Here is a 12,713-nt window from a genome sequence, read left to right on the forward strand (position 1 = left end):
TATGCGCACCGCCGTCGGGCGGCGCCTCACCCTGTCGGGGTAGGGATCGGCGGGGTAAGCCCCGTCAGCCCCGTCAGCACCTTGTCCGGACTCAGGGGCAGTTCCCGATAGCGGACGCCCGTGGCGTGGTGGACGGCGTTGCCGATGGCCGCCGCCGTGCCGACGATGCCGATCTCGCCGATGCCCTTGCTGCCCATCGGGTTGAGATGGGGGTCCTCCTCGTCGATCCAGTGCGCCTCGATGTCCGGGACGTCGGCGTGCGCCGGGACGTGATAGGCGGCCAGGTCGGACTCCACGAAGGCGCCGGACGCGCCGTCCATGGTGCTGCCCTCGGTCAGTGCCATGCCCAGGCCCATGGTCATGCCCCCGATGAACTGGGAGCGGGCGGTGCGGGCGTTGAGGATGCGTCCGGCGGCGTACACGCCCAGGAGGCGCCGTACCCGTACCTCTCCGCTCACCGTGTCGACCGTGACCTCGGCGAAGTGGGCGCCGAAGGCGTGCCGGGCGTACGGGCTGTCGGCGTCGGCGCTGCCCGTCGTGTCGGCGTGCGTGCGGAGCCCGTCGTCCGGCAGTGGCCCGGTGTGCCCGGCAAGCCTCGCCGCCAGCCGCGTACACGCGTCGTGGACGGCCCAGCCCCAGGACGCCGTGCCCGAGGAGCCGCCGGCCAGCGGGGCCGGCGGCAGGTCGCTGTCGCCCATGTCGACGTGTACGCGGTCCAGGGGGACGCCGAGGGTGTGGGCGGCGATCTGGGCGAGGACGGTGCGGGCGCCGGTGCCGATGTCCGTGGCGTTGATCCGGACGACGAAACGGCCGTCGGGGGTCCCGTGGGCCGTCGCCTGCGCCGGGTTGATCATCACCGGGTAGGTGGCGGCGGCCACCCCCGTGCCGACAAGGAGCGGCCCCTCCGCGCGGGAACGGGGGCGGGGGTCGCGCCGTGCCCAGTCGAAGCGCCGGGCGCCCTCTCGCAGGCACTCGACCAGATGACGGCTGCTGAACGGCTTGCCGCTGTCGGGTTCGGTGTCCGGCTCGTTGGTGACGCGCAGTTCCACGGGGTCCAGGCCCGCCTCGACGGCGAGTTCGTCCATGGCCGACTCCACGGCGTACATGCCCGGCGCCTCGCCGGGGGCACGCATCCAGGACGGGCTGGGCACGTCCAGCGGGACCACCTGGTGCGAGCTGAGCCGGTGCGGTGCCGCATACATGACCCGGCTGGGCACGGCGGCCTGCTCCACGAACTCCTTGATGCGGGACGTGTGGGTGGTGACCTCGTGGAGGGACGACGTGAGGGTGCCGTCCGCGGTGGCGCCGAGCCGGAACCGGTGCAGGGTGGGCGCCCGGTGGCCGACGAGCGCGGCCATGAACCGCCGCGGCAGTGCGACGGTGACGGGACGGCCGGTCTCCCGCGCCGCCATCGCGGCCAGCACCACAGGGGGGCGCGGGGTGCCTTTGGACCCGAACCCGCCGCCGACGTGTTCGCTGATGACGGTGACGTCGTCCTCGGCGAGCCGGAACAGTGACGCCAGGACGGTGCGTACGGTCGTGGCGCCCTGGCTGGAGTCGTGCGCCACGAGCCGGCCGCCGTCCCAGCGTGCGGTGGCCGCGTGCGGCTCCATGGGGTGGTTGTGCAGCGGCGGGACGCGGTAGTGGGTGTCGACGCGTACCTCCGCGTCCGCGAACGCCGCCTCGGGGTCGCCCTGTTCACGGTGCGCGGGGGAACCGCCGTTGGCCTGCTCGGGCGTGTAGGCGTCGGGATGGTCGTCGGTCAGCGTCACGTCGTGCGGTACGGCGTCGTAGTCGACGCGGACCGCGGCGGCGCCGGCGCGGGCCTCCTCCAGCGTCTCGGCGACGACCAGGGCGACGATCCAGCCGCGGTGCGGCACGCGCGGGCTCTGCAGGACCGCGAGCGTGGCGTCGTCCGCGGGGGCCAGCCGGGGAGCGTTGTCGTGGCTGAGCACCGTGAGGACTCCGGGCAGGGCCAGGGCGGCGCCGGTGTGGACGGCACGGACCGTCCCGTGGGCGATCCCGGCGACCACCGGCCACGCGTGGACCCGGCCGGCGTCGGTCTGTTCGGCGGCGTAGCGAGCACTGCCGGTGACCTTGTCCCGGCCCTCCCTGCGCTCGGCGGGCGCGCCCAGCGTGGTGCCGGTGTCGGCCATGCTGCTTCCTCCTGACGGTTGCTGTGCAGGCTGTTGTTCAGGTCGCGTGTTCAGGTCGCGCGTTCACGTCGCGGCGGGCGGCACGAGCCGTTCCAGGACGTCGACCGCGAGATTGCGGGCCAGCCTGATTTTGTACGCGTTGTCCCGCAGCGGTTCGGCGGCGGCGAGTTCGAGGTCCGCGGCCCGCTCGAACGCCGCCGTCGTGGGGGCTGCGCCCAGCAGCGCCTGTTCCGCCTGCCGGGCCCGCCAGGGGCGGTGGGCCAGTCCGCCGAAGGCGATGCCGGCGTGCCGGACGACGCCGCCCTCCACACCGATCACCGCGGCGACGGAGGCGAGGGCGAAGGCGTACGAGGCCCGGTCGCGGGCCTTGCGGTACAGCGAGGGCAGCCCGGCCCCGGCCGCCGGCAGGAGCACGCCGGTGATGAGCTCGCCGGGGCGGATCACCGTGTCCTGTTCGGGGTGGTCCCCCGGCAGCCGGTGGAACTCGGCGACGGGCACGATCCGCGGCCCGTCCGCCCCGTACAGCTCGACGTCCGCGTCCAGGGCCGCCAGCGCGACGGCCATGTCGGAGGGATGGGTGGCGATGCACTGCGGCGAGTGTCCGAGCACCGCGTGGTCGCGGTGGACGCCGTCCCGGGCGCCGCAACCGGAGCCGGGCGCACGCTTGTTGCAGGGTTCGTCCGTGTCCTGGAAGTACGGACAGCGGGTGCGCTGGAGGAGGTTTCCGCCGGTGGTGGCCGCGTTGCGCAGCTGTCCGGAGGCACCGGCCAGGACGGCCTGCGACAGCGCCGGGTAGCGGTCGCGCACCGTGGGGTGGGCCGCGAGGTCGCTGTTGCGGACCGTGGCGCCGATCCGTAGCGATCCGTCGGGCAGTTCGTCCACCGTGTCGAGGGGCAGCCGGCTGACGTCGACGAGGGCGGCCGGCTCCTCCACACCCAGCTTCATCAGGTCGACCAGGTTGGTGCCGCCGCCGAGGTAGCGGGCGCCGGGGTGGGCCGCGTACAGCTCGGCCGCCTCCTCGACGCTGCCGGCACGGGCGTATGCGTAGGGTTTCACCGGATCACGTCCTCGACGGCCCGCACGATGTTCGGATAGGCGCCGCAGCGGCAGAGGTTGCCGCTGAGCCGCTCGCGGATCTCGTCGGGGCCGAGCGGGACGGGCTGCCCGGACGGCGCCTCGGGATCCGTCACGTGAGAGGGGTGACCGGCCTCGGCCTCGGCGATCGCACCGACGGCGCTGCAGATCTGTCCCGGGGTGCAGTAGCCGCACTGGAAGGCGTCGCGCTCCACGAAGGCCCGCTGCAGCGGGTGCAGTTCCTCACCGGTGGCACCGGCGGCACCGGCGGCGAGTCCCTCCACCGTCGTGATGTCGCAGCCGTCGAGGGCCACCGCGGGCAGCAGACAGCCGTTGACGCGACGGCCGTCCACCAGGACCGTGCAGGCACCGCACTGACCGTGGTCGCAGCCCTTCTTGGCGCCGACGAGGTCGAGCCGTTCACGCAGTACGTCCAGCAGGACGGAGCGGTGGTCGACGATGAGGGTGTGCGGCTTGCCGTTCACCCGCAGCGTCACTTCGGAATGGTGGCGGTCGGGTGACCCGGTGGCGTCGTCCGCGCCCATGCTGTGTTCTCGGCTGCCCATGCTGTTCATGACCTCCCGACGGCACTCCGGACTTCGGCGCTCCGGACTTCGCAGCTCACGTATCCAGGCTGCGGCCCGCCACACATTCCCGCATCCGCATCCGCCTGCCGGGTTTCGGCTCCCAGGGGAAGTTGAAGACGGTACAGAAAAGACATATCCCTCTTTTACGAATAAGTCCGCTCGAAGCGGTCACTCATGCTGGGAGAAGTACACGTCTCTCGTAAAGGGGATGGTGGTATGTCTTCCACCGAGTTTCTGGCCGACGAGCTCACCGAGGTCCAGGGTGTGGACGTAGAAGCGGCTCTCGACCCGATCGAGGCCGACGGCACCTACCGCGACAGCCGTGAGTGCGCGGCGCTGGCCCTGACGTCGGGGTCGACGTCACTGCTGCTGTCGCCGCCCACCCCGCGGCCGAAGAAGGGTTGACGGAGGCAGCCACATGGAGCAGTCAGGCACTTCGACCCGCCTCGCGGGCGCAGTGCAGGGCCTGACCTCGGAACTGGTCTCCGCTCTTCGGAGCGGAGGCCCGTTCCGGCTGGCCGGCAGCGTCAGGGGAGCCGACGGACCGGAAGCGGCCGACGGGCTCGCCCTCGCCGCCGTACGCGTGGTGGGCGCCGACGCCGCCCTGCCGAGCGTCCTGCACCGCACACCTCCCGAACCCGACGACCTCGCCGTGTTCAGCAGGGCCGTGCACGCCTACCCGCCCCCCTCCGACGCCTCTCCCACCTCGGTGTGGAGCCACTGGGCCATGAAGCGAACACTCCTGCGGCTGGACGCGTCCCTCGACGGCGCGGCAGGGCACGACCCGGAACCGCAGGCGGCCTGGCTCGACGACGCCTCGTGGCAGTCGCTGACCCACCAACTCGCCGTGCTGGCCCCGCTCGCGGTGCCCGCCGGGGACTCCGCGGTGGCCCGTGTGGCCCGCGGCCGCCCTGTCGACGTCGCCCGTGGATTCGTACGGGCGGTCCGCCGCCGCGACTGGCTCCAGGCGGCCGGGGCGGGACGCTGGCTGGTCCTCCTCGACGACGTACCCCCGACGCTCGGTCTGGAGGCCGGACTCGACTTCGTGGCGCAGATGGGCTGCGACGATCCACGCGTGGCTCTGCAGATCGAGGCGGCGCATCTGATGCGGGCCGGAGTACGGGTGTGACGCCCCGCGACGTCCAGAGGCTCCACGATGTCAAGAGGCTCCGCGATGTCCAGGGAGTCGGCGAGGCCGCGTTGGCCTGGGTGTCCGCCCACCGCGGCGAGTTCGCGCTCGGCGACGACGCACTCGCCGAGCACGGCAACGTGAACTTCACCTGGAAGCCCCTCGGCGAACTGGCGCAGGTGTGCGTCAGTGTCCGCCGGCACACCGAACCAACTGACCCGCTGCACGCGACCGCTTCCGACCTGCTGGACTTCGCCTGGCAACAGACCGGCCACGGCGCCCTGTTCGTCGAACTGCAGCGTCTCGAACCCTTCGCGACGTACCCCCTGGAGATCTACGCGGCGTTCGCGGCGGCCGGGCTGCGGCACACCGGCTACGAGCGCGCCACCGCGACGGTGGCCCGGACGCGCGGCTGGCAGGTGACGGAGCAGGAACCGAACCGGCGCCTCAGCGTCCTCAACTCCGAGCGCCGGGGCGGCATCGCGCCCCACGACGACATGCCGCGGGCGCTGCGCCGTACCTGGCTGGGCGGCCTGCCGGAGCCCTGGACGTTCGAACGGGCCGCCGGATACACGCTCACGCACGTGATCTTCCACCTCACCGACTGGGGCCTGACTCCGCAGAGCGTTCCGCCACCGGTCTCCGGCTACCTCCGGCAGTGGCTTCCGCCCTGGCTGGACACCTGTCTGGAGGACGAGCAGTGGGACCTGAGCTGTGAACTGCTGGCCGTGTCCTGCAGCCTGCCCGGCCCGCCGGACCGGGCGATGCTGCGGGAGGCCTGGGCGAAGCTCGCACGCGCCCAGGACGCGTCCGGCGCCGTCCCGGAGGTCGGCACCGGACGAGAGGGCCACCCGCCCGCACACTCACCCGCACACGATTTCATCGGCTGCTACCACTCGACCCTGATGACGGCCTTCGCCGCCGCGCTGACCACCGACCGCCTGCGCGAGAGCGCCGACGGGAGCGTGCGCCCCGAGGACGGCGTGAACGCCGTCGACGGCGTGAACGCCGGCCGCGGCGTGCCGACAGAGAAGGTAAGCGCCGAGAAGGTACGCGCCTTCGAGCACGCGGCGTATCCGGGGCAGGGTGGTGGACGAGGAGGGTCGAGATGACCAGCACCCGGCTCATCCACACCGTCGGAACCGGCGCCCTGGAGTGGCTGCACGCCCACCGCGACGGGTTCCGCCTGGAGCAGGACGTCGACCCGGAGGTCGGCTTCCTGGAACGCTTCAAGCCGGTCGGTGAACTGGCCATCATCTGCAAGGTGTTGTTCCGCGAAGGGGTGGCGGGCTCACGACAGGCCCAGCTGGCACGGCAGTTGCTCGACCACGCCTGGCGCGACACGCTGGACGGCGGCCGGATGCTGGTCCGCGGCCACCGCATCGAGCCCCTCTCCCCCATCCCCTTCGAGGTCTATCTGCCGTTCAGGGAACTGGGCTACAGCCGGCCCGAGATCGAGCAGGCCCTGCTGCTCAACCATCGGCTGGAGAGCTTCGCGGCCTACGAGGTGCCCCCGGCGCGCCGCCTCGGACTCTCCGCGTTCCAGCGCCGTTTCGGGCTGGCGCCCCGGCCGCCGGAGTCCGAGCTCGTCGGCACGACCTGGCTCGGGCGCACCCCCGAGCCCTGGACCGTCGAAGGGCACATCGCCTACGACGTCACGCACACCGTCTTCCACCTCACCGACTGGGGAGAGCGCCCCGACGGCATACCGGACCGGCTCGCCGGCTATCTCGCCACCTGGCTGCCGGTCTGGCTGGACGACTGGCTCGACCTGGCGCGCTGGGACCTGCTCGGCGAACTGCTCGTCGTCGATGCCTGCCTGCCGCGCCCCACGCTGGACGAGCGGGCCTGGGAGGGTTTCGCCGCCGCCCAGCAGCCGGACGGGGCGATGCCGGCCGTGCGCACAATGCCGCAGGGCGACGCCGAGGAACTGTTCGACCTCGTCTACCACCCGACGCTGGTCGCGGCCTTCGCCTCCGTACTGGCCACTTCCCGCGCCCTCACGCAGCTGGTGCACGCACCGGCATGACGTCACGGACGCCACGGATGTCACAGACGCCACGACCCGCACCCTGGCCGGGCGATCCCTTCGGCGTCACCGGCGAACTCCCGCCGCGGCGCCCACCGGAGCACTCGTCGGGGCGCCGGCCGGCGGAGGCGCACCCGGACGGCGAGGCGGTGCGGGAGCTGCTCGACGACGCCGTCGGTGCCGTGGACGCGCCCGACGTCGTCCTCGCCCTCTCCCGGGACGGCCACCGCGCGGTGCGCTGCGGTGGCACCGGGCCGCCCCCGCCCGTTCCCCGCGACCGGCTGCGCTACGAGATCGGCTCGGCCTCCAAGACGTTCACCGCGCTGCTCCTGGCCCAGCTGACGCAGTCGGGCGTCCTGTCCGCGGGCGCACCGGCCGCTGCCTGCCTGGACCCCGCCCGGCCGGCCGGGCAACTCCCCGTCACCCTCGCGCACTTGATCACCCACACGTCCGGACTGCCTGCCCTGCCCGCCGACTTCTTCCTCCGGGCCCTGCCCACCTGGCGCACCGACCCGTACGCCGGATACCCGGACCGGCGAGTCGTCGACGCCTTTCTGCGCCGTCGGCCACGCCGGCGCCCCGGCACCCGCTGGCACTACTCCAACTTCGGTGTCGCCGTGCTCGGTCACGCCCTGGCGGCGGCCACCGCGACGCCCTGGGACGACCTGCTCACCGGGCAGGTGCTGCGGCCACTGGGGCTGGACGGCACCGCTCTTCGGCCCGGCGGCCCCGGCATCGACGCGATCGGACACCGCAAGGACGGCTCGACGCGCACGTCCCCGTTGAACGTCGGCGGATTCCAGGCGGCCGGCGCGGTCCGGGCGACCCCGCACGACCTGCTGACGTTCCTCGAAGCCCATCTGGATCCGTCGGGCCGCCCCCTGGCCGGTGCGCTGCGGGCGGTACGCCGTCCGGTCCTCCGGCGCGGCTGGGGGCACCGGCATGTGCACACGGTGGGCTGGTTCCAGCACCCCACCGGGCACGGCCCGATGTACTTCCACTGCGGGGCGACACTCGGCCAGCAGGCGTTCCTGGGGTTCAGGCCCGACACCGGCACGGCGCTGGCCGCCGTGTGCACCCGCCGCTTCCGGGCCCGCGACACCTTCGTGGCGACGGCGTACGCGCTGCTGGCCGAGGCGTGAAGCCACGATCACTGGCGGAGTGGGCACGGCGGGCGGGCAAGCGGCGCGAGGGGCCAGGTTCCGAGACCGGCATCCCGCGCCGCCGCGGCGACCGCGTGATCGTCAGAGGCGCTGCCACAGGGCCGGCGTGAGGCGGGGCTGCCACACTCCCTGCGCCTGGTGCGTCTGCAGGCACTGGTACGAGACACCGTCGTAGGTGACCCGCGTCCCGGTCTCGTAGACCTGGCCCGCGGTCCAGCCGGTCGCCCGGTCGTCCTCCGGGGCGGGCGTGCCGCTCTGCCCCGTGGCGGTCTTCAGCGTCAGGCCGTACGTGCTGAGCACCGGGTTGATGGGCTGGTGGAAGGTGATTCCGCCCTTCTTGCAGTCGCCGGTGCCCCCGGACGTGACGCCCTGGGCCTGGGTGCCGGAGACGAAGGAGCCGCCGGAGTCGCCGGGCTCCGCGCACACCGTCGTACGGGTCACTCCGTCGACCTCGCCCTCGGCGTAGCTCACGCTGGTGCCGTGCTGCTCGATCGTCCCGCAGTGCCAGCCGGTGGTGGAGCCCGACCGGCAGATCGCCGCGCCCACCAGCGCCTGCACCGAGCCGGTGACCTGCACGTTCGCGTCACCCTCGCCCTTGACGGCGGGCGTGGCGGTCCACTGGCTGTTGACGGCGACCCAGGACATGTCCTGCCGCGGGAAGACCGAGGCCTCGAAGGTGCCCTGGGCGACCTTGTTGAAGCCGGAGGTCTTGGCATCCGCCTTGCCGCAGTGCCCGGCGCTGGCGAACCCCTGCTGCTCGCCCTTGGTCACGGAGAACCCCACCGAACAGCGGGCCTTGTCGTCGATGTAGTACGCGTCACCGCCCCGGACGTCGAACAGGGTGCGCGGGCGGTCCGCCGACACCTTGACGTTCACGAGGCGCCGGTCGATGCCCGCGGCGGCGACGAGCCTGTCGGCCGCCGCGGCGCTCGTCGCCTGCACCGTCACCTGGTTGGTCCGCACGTCGACGTACCGGACGGGCGTGTCGAGGGACTTGCCCACCGCGGCGGCGTCCAGCTTCGTCCTGGCGGCCTGCAAGTCCTGCAGCGTGTGACTGACGACCTTCGCCTGCGCCCCGGCCGCCTTGATGGCGGGGGCGTCCGCGGCGTGGGTGGTCGCGACGGTCAGGGCCGCCGAGGTCGTGCCGTGCACCCAGGCACCGGCGAAGTGCTTGCCCAGCGCGTTCTGGAGCCGGCCGGCGCGCGTGCCCGCCTCCGCCTCGTTCACCAGTCGCGCCTGGGCCTGCGCGCTCGTCAGGCCCAGGTCCCGCCGCAGCGCGTGCAGGACGGCCGACGACGGTCTGACGGAACCGAGTGTCTGCGCGGAGGAGGGTACGGGGGGCTCGACGGCCGCGGCGGCGGCGGCCGGCGGCCCCGTGAGCACGAGTGCGCCGAGCACGGTCAGGGCGGTCCGGGCTGCTCCGCCGGCATGTCTGTGGACCATCGGATGACTCCTCGTTCGGGGAAAGGTGGAGAAAGGTGTCGGGAACCTAGACCTTGCCGACATGGACTCAGAAAATGTCCACTTCGCCCCGGTTCGGCGCATCGGACGACACGAAGGACCCGCCCGGCGGAGTACCGGGTGCCGAGGGACCGGCTCACCAGGTACCGCGGCCCTGGGGTCAGGCGGGCTTGAGGCCCGGGTCGCCCGCCTCGGTCACGAAGGACGCGGCGGTCGTGACCGGTGCGCCCGGCGTCGTCACGGCGGAGACCGTCCGGAAGTCGGCCCGCGCCTTCTGGCGGTCCAGCGACACCCGCACATAGCCGCGCCGCCCGTTGTAGAACTTCAGGTGCGGGTTGGCCTTGAGGTACGTGGCCCAGTTGGCGGGCTTCTCCGCGCCGTCCTTGCCGCTCGCGACCGAGGTGGCGACGATCTCCGTGCCCAGCGTCTTCGAGTCCGGATCGTCGAAGTCGTCCTTGATGTCGAAGGCGTACCCGACGTGCACGTCACCCGTCATGACCACCAGGTTCTCGACCCCGGCCGCCCGCGCGCCGTCGAGGACCCGCCGGCGCGAGGCCCGGTAGCCGTCCCAGGCGTCCATGGACATCTTCGCCTGGGCGTCGAGGTCGAACTTGCGCTGCGAGAAGCACACCTGTTGGGGCATGACGTTCCACAGGGCCTCCGAGGCCCGCCAGCCGTCGATGAGCCACTTCTCCTGCGCGGCGCCCGTGAGGGTGCGGGCCGGATCGTCCGACTCGGGACCGGGTGCGTGCGGGGTGTCCCCGTACGCCTGGTCGGAGCGGTACTGGCGGGTGTCGAGGACGTCGAACTGCGCGAGCGTGCCCCACTGGAGCCGGCGGTAGAGCCGCATGTCCGGTCCGCTGGGCAGTTGCGCGTTGCGCAGGGGCTGGTTCTCCCAGTGCGCCCGGTAGGCGGCGGCGCGGCGCAGCAGGAACTCCTGCGGCGGCTCGCCGTTCTCGCTGACGGAGCCCGCGTAGTTGTTCTCGGTCTCGTGGTCGTCCCAGGTGACGACGAAGGGATGCGCCGCGTGGGCCGCCCGCAGGTCGGGGTCGCTCTTGTAGAGGGCGTAGCGCAGCCGGTAGTCGTCCAGGGTCTTGGTCTCGCGGTTGAAGAAGGCGGGCAGCTTCCGGTCGGTGTAGTCGCGCGCGCCGCCCGCGGAGTTCACCGCGTACTCGTAGAGGTAGTCGCCGAGGTGGAACACCACGTCGACGTCGTCCTGCGCGAGATGGCGGTGCACCGTGAAGTACCCGTCGTGGTAGGCCTGGCAGGCCACGGCCGCGTAGGTGAGCTTCGTGGCGGCGGCCGTGGTGGCCGGTGCCGTGCGGGTACGGCCCGTCGGGCTGATCCAGGTCCCGGCCTTGAACCGGTAGTGGTAGACACGGCCGGGCTCCAGGCCCTCGACCTCGATGTGCAGGCTGTGGTTGTACTCGGGGTGCGCGATGGCGGTGCCCCTGCGGACGGGCTGGGCGAAGCGCTCGTCGGCGGCCACCTCCCAGTCGACGGCCACGTACTGGCCGGGCAGCCCGCCGCCCGGCTCGTACGGGGACGGCGCGAGCCGGGTCCACAGCAGCACCGAGCCGGGCTGCGGGTCTCCGGAGGCGATGCCGAGCGTGAACGGATCACTGGGGATCCTCGCCGCGTCGAGCCCGGAGGCGCCTGCCGCTCCGCGGGCCGGCAGGTCGGTGGTGAAGGCGAGGGCGGCAGCGGCGGCGGTGATCGTGAGGAAGCGGCGGCGCCCGAAGTGCCGCGCCGCGGCGCGCGATTCGGGGTCGTGTCGTGACGAGGTGTCCTGCGTCAGCGCTCTGCGACGGCCTGCCGGGGCCATAGAAGGCTCCTCTCACGGTTGACGGCACAACGGACCCACGGACTACGTGCGGCGGGGCCACAGGAAGTGGATCAGACGCATGCTAAACAGATAAAGCTCACATATACGGCAGGCGCGGGAGGGGTCGGGCATCCGCGCCGCGCCCCTACGACGGCCGTTGACAAAACGGAACCGTGCTCCGTACATTAAACGGAACAACGTTCCACTTCAGGAGCGGCCGATGTCGGCACTCCTGACCGCCTCGTCCGCCGACGCCCGAAGGGTCCGGCGGCAAGGGCCCATCACATGGAAAATCGAATGGAAAGACGCCTCGTGAGCGATTCGACCGACACAGCCGGCACCTTCAACTCGCCCGTTCCCGTCCTCTCCGTGAGCCCGGTGGTACTGCCGGCCCCCGGCCGGGCCGTGGACCTGGAGCTGCGCGTCTCCGCGCCCGTGACCGGGGAGGACCTGCCGGTCATTCTCCTGTCACACGGCCAGGGGTACTCGAACCACCTCTCCTCCCTGAACGGCTACGCACCCCTCGTCAACTTCTGGGCGGCGCACGGCTTTGCCGTGATCCAGCCCACCCATCTGAGCTCGCGGACCCTGAACCTGGATCCCAACACCCCCGGGGCGCCTCTGCACTGGCGATCGCGGGCGGAGGACATGCGGCTCGTCCTCGACCGGTTCGACGCGATCGAGGCGGCCGTCCCGCAGCTCCGAGGGCGCCTGGACCACAGCAGGGTCGCGGTGGCAGGGCACTCGATGGGCGGGCACACCGCGAGCCTGCTGCTGGGCGCGCGACTGACCGATCCGGACGACGGCACGGAGGTGGACCTGGCCGATGGCCGGATCACGGCAGGCGTACTGCTTGCCGCGCCCGGCCGCGGGGGCGACGCCCTCACCGAGTCCGTCGCCAAGAACATGTCCTTCTTCTCGACCACGGACTTCTCCCGGATGTCGACGCCCGCGCTCGTGGTCGCGGGCGACAAGGACACCTCCGCTCATCTGACGGTTGCGGGCCCCGCCTGGCACGCCGATCCGTACTTCCTCGCCCCGGGCCCCAAATCCCTGCTCACCCTGTTCGACGCGGAACACGGGCTCGGCGGAGTCTCCGGCTACGACGTCGCCGAAACCACGGACGAGAACCCCGAGCGGGTGTCCGCGGTCCAGCGCCTCACCTGGGCCTACCTCCGCACCGAGCTCCACCCCGGAGACCCGGCCTGGCAGACCGCACTCGACGCGCTGACGACCGGCCCCGACGCGCTCGGACGGATCGAATCCAAGTAACGCGCCTAATAGGACTC

The 12,713-nt window shown here is 72.4% G+C and carries 11 protein-coding genes; 6 read left to right on the forward strand and 5 right to left on the reverse strand.

Annotated features, from left to right (window positions below; translation table 11 throughout):
• Positions 1-26: 26 nt before the first annotated feature.
• From AOK01_RS10685 to AOK01_RS10695, 3 genes are all read right to left on the reverse strand, one after another.
• On the reverse strand, positions 27-2,156 hold the full coding sequence (locus tag AOK01_RS10685; protein ID WP_055510704.1) for a xanthine dehydrogenase family protein molybdopterin-binding subunit: 2,130 nt from the start codon (positions 2,154-2,156) through the stop codon (positions 27-29).
• A gap of 63 nt (positions 2,157-2,219) precedes the next feature.
• Positions 2,220-3,212, reverse strand: coding sequence for an FAD binding domain-containing protein (locus tag AOK01_RS10690; protein WP_055510705.1), 993 nt, complete (start codon positions 3,210-3,212; stop codon positions 2,220-2,222).
• A complete protein-coding gene (locus AOK01_RS10695; RefSeq protein WP_169800118.1) occupies positions 3,209-3,775 on the reverse strand; it encodes a 2Fe-2S iron-sulfur cluster-binding protein in 567 nt (188 codons plus the stop codon). The genes AOK01_RS10690 and AOK01_RS10695 overlap by 4 nt, the downstream gene beginning before the upstream one ends.
• A gap of 258 nt (positions 3,776-4,033) precedes the next feature.
• Here AOK01_RS10695 and AOK01_RS10700 point away from each other — a divergent pair, with 258 nt between their 5' ends.
• The 5 genes from AOK01_RS10700 to AOK01_RS10720 are packed head-to-tail and all read left to right on the forward strand — an operon-like array spanning position 4,034 to position 8,117.
• Positions 4,034-4,222: a hypothetical protein gene (locus AOK01_RS10700; protein WP_055510707.1), complete on the forward strand. Its 189-nt coding sequence runs from the start codon at positions 4,034-4,036 to the stop codon at positions 4,220-4,222.
• Positions 4,223-4,235: 13 nt separating this feature from the next.
• Complete coding sequence (locus AOK01_RS10705; protein ID WP_055510708.1) at positions 4,236-4,946, forward strand: hypothetical protein; 711 nt, start codon at positions 4,236-4,238, stop codon at positions 4,944-4,946.
• Positions 4,943-6,058, forward strand: coding sequence for a DUF6895 family protein (locus tag AOK01_RS10710; protein WP_245702200.1), 1,116 nt, complete (start codon positions 4,943-4,945; stop codon positions 6,056-6,058). Before AOK01_RS10705 ends, AOK01_RS10710 begins: the two co-directional genes overlap by 4 nt.
• Positions 6,055-6,975 carry a DUF6895 family protein gene (locus tag AOK01_RS10715; RefSeq protein WP_055510709.1) on the forward strand — a complete coding sequence of 307 codons (921 nt, stop codon included), beginning with the start codon at positions 6,055-6,057 and terminating at the stop codon, positions 6,973-6,975. The genes AOK01_RS10710 and AOK01_RS10715 overlap by 4 nt, the downstream gene beginning before the upstream one ends.
• Before the next feature lie 17 nt (positions 6,976-6,992).
• Positions 6,993-8,117, forward strand: a complete 1,125-nt coding sequence (locus AOK01_RS10720; RefSeq protein WP_107099785.1) for a serine hydrolase domain-containing protein — start codon at positions 6,993-6,995, stop codon at positions 8,115-8,117.
• A 102-nt stretch (positions 8,118-8,219) separates the two neighbouring features.
• On the opposite strand, the gene AOK01_RS10725 is transcribed toward AOK01_RS10720, so the two are convergent.
• Together AOK01_RS10725 and AOK01_RS10730 are read right to left on the reverse strand one after the other, a co-directional pair.
• Positions 8,220-9,581, reverse strand: a complete 1,362-nt coding sequence (locus AOK01_RS10725; protein WP_055510711.1) for an alpha-lytic protease prodomain-containing protein — start codon at positions 9,579-9,581, stop codon at positions 8,220-8,222.
• Between the two features lie 178 nt (positions 9,582-9,759).
• Positions 9,760-11,424: an alkaline phosphatase D family protein gene (locus AOK01_RS10730; protein ID WP_055510712.1), complete on the reverse strand. Its 1,665-nt coding sequence runs from the start codon at positions 11,422-11,424 to the stop codon at positions 9,760-9,762.
• 297 nt (positions 11,425-11,721) lie between these two features.
• Between AOK01_RS10730 and AOK01_RS10735 the strand changes: the two genes are divergently transcribed.
• A complete protein-coding gene (locus AOK01_RS10735; protein WP_107099786.1) occupies positions 11,722-12,696 on the forward strand; it encodes an alpha/beta hydrolase family protein in 975 nt (324 codons plus the stop codon).
• The last annotated feature ends 17 nt before the right edge of the window (positions 12,697-12,713 follow it).

It is taken from the genome of Streptomyces aurantiacus, from assembly GCF_001418335.1.
Taxonomy (GTDB): domain Bacteria; phylum Actinomycetota; class Actinomycetes; order Streptomycetales; family Streptomycetaceae; genus Streptomyces; species Streptomyces aurantiacus.

What these genes read in the sequence shown, in the direction of transcription:
- AOK01_RS10685 (WP_055510704.1), bottom strand. Translation starts at nt 2,156, where the DNA reads ATGGCCGACACCGGCACCACGCTGGGCGCGCCCGCCGAGCGCAGGGAG.
- AOK01_RS10700 (WP_055510707.1), top strand. Translation starts at nt 4,034, where the DNA reads ATGTCTTCCACCGAGTTTCTGGCCGACGAGCTCACCGAGGTCCAGGGT.
- AOK01_RS10715 (WP_055510709.1), top strand. Translation starts at nt 6,055, where the DNA reads ATGACCAGCACCCGGCTCATCCACACCGTCGGAACCGGCGCCCTGGAG.
- AOK01_RS10735 (WP_107099786.1), top strand. Translation starts at nt 11,722, where the DNA reads ATGGAAAGACGCCTCGTGAGCGATTCGACCGACACAGCCGGCACCTTC.
- AOK01_RS10730 (WP_055510712.1), bottom strand. Translation starts at nt 11,424, where the DNA reads ATGGCCCCGGCAGGCCGTCGCAGAGCGCTGACGCAGGACACCTCGTCA.
- AOK01_RS10725 (WP_055510711.1), bottom strand. Translation starts at nt 9,581, where the DNA reads ATGGTCCACAGACATGCCGGCGGAGCAGCCCGGACCGCCCTGACCGTG.
- AOK01_RS10705 (WP_055510708.1), top strand. Translation starts at nt 4,236, where the DNA reads ATGGAGCAGTCAGGCACTTCGACCCGCCTCGCGGGCGCAGTGCAGGGC.
- AOK01_RS10695 (WP_169800118.1), bottom strand. Translation starts at nt 3,775, where the DNA reads ATGGGCGCGGACGACGCCACCGGGTCACCCGACCGCCACCATTCCGAA.
- AOK01_RS10720 (WP_107099785.1), top strand. Translation starts at nt 6,993, where the DNA reads ATGTCACAGACGCCACGACCCGCACCCTGGCCGGGCGATCCCTTCGGC.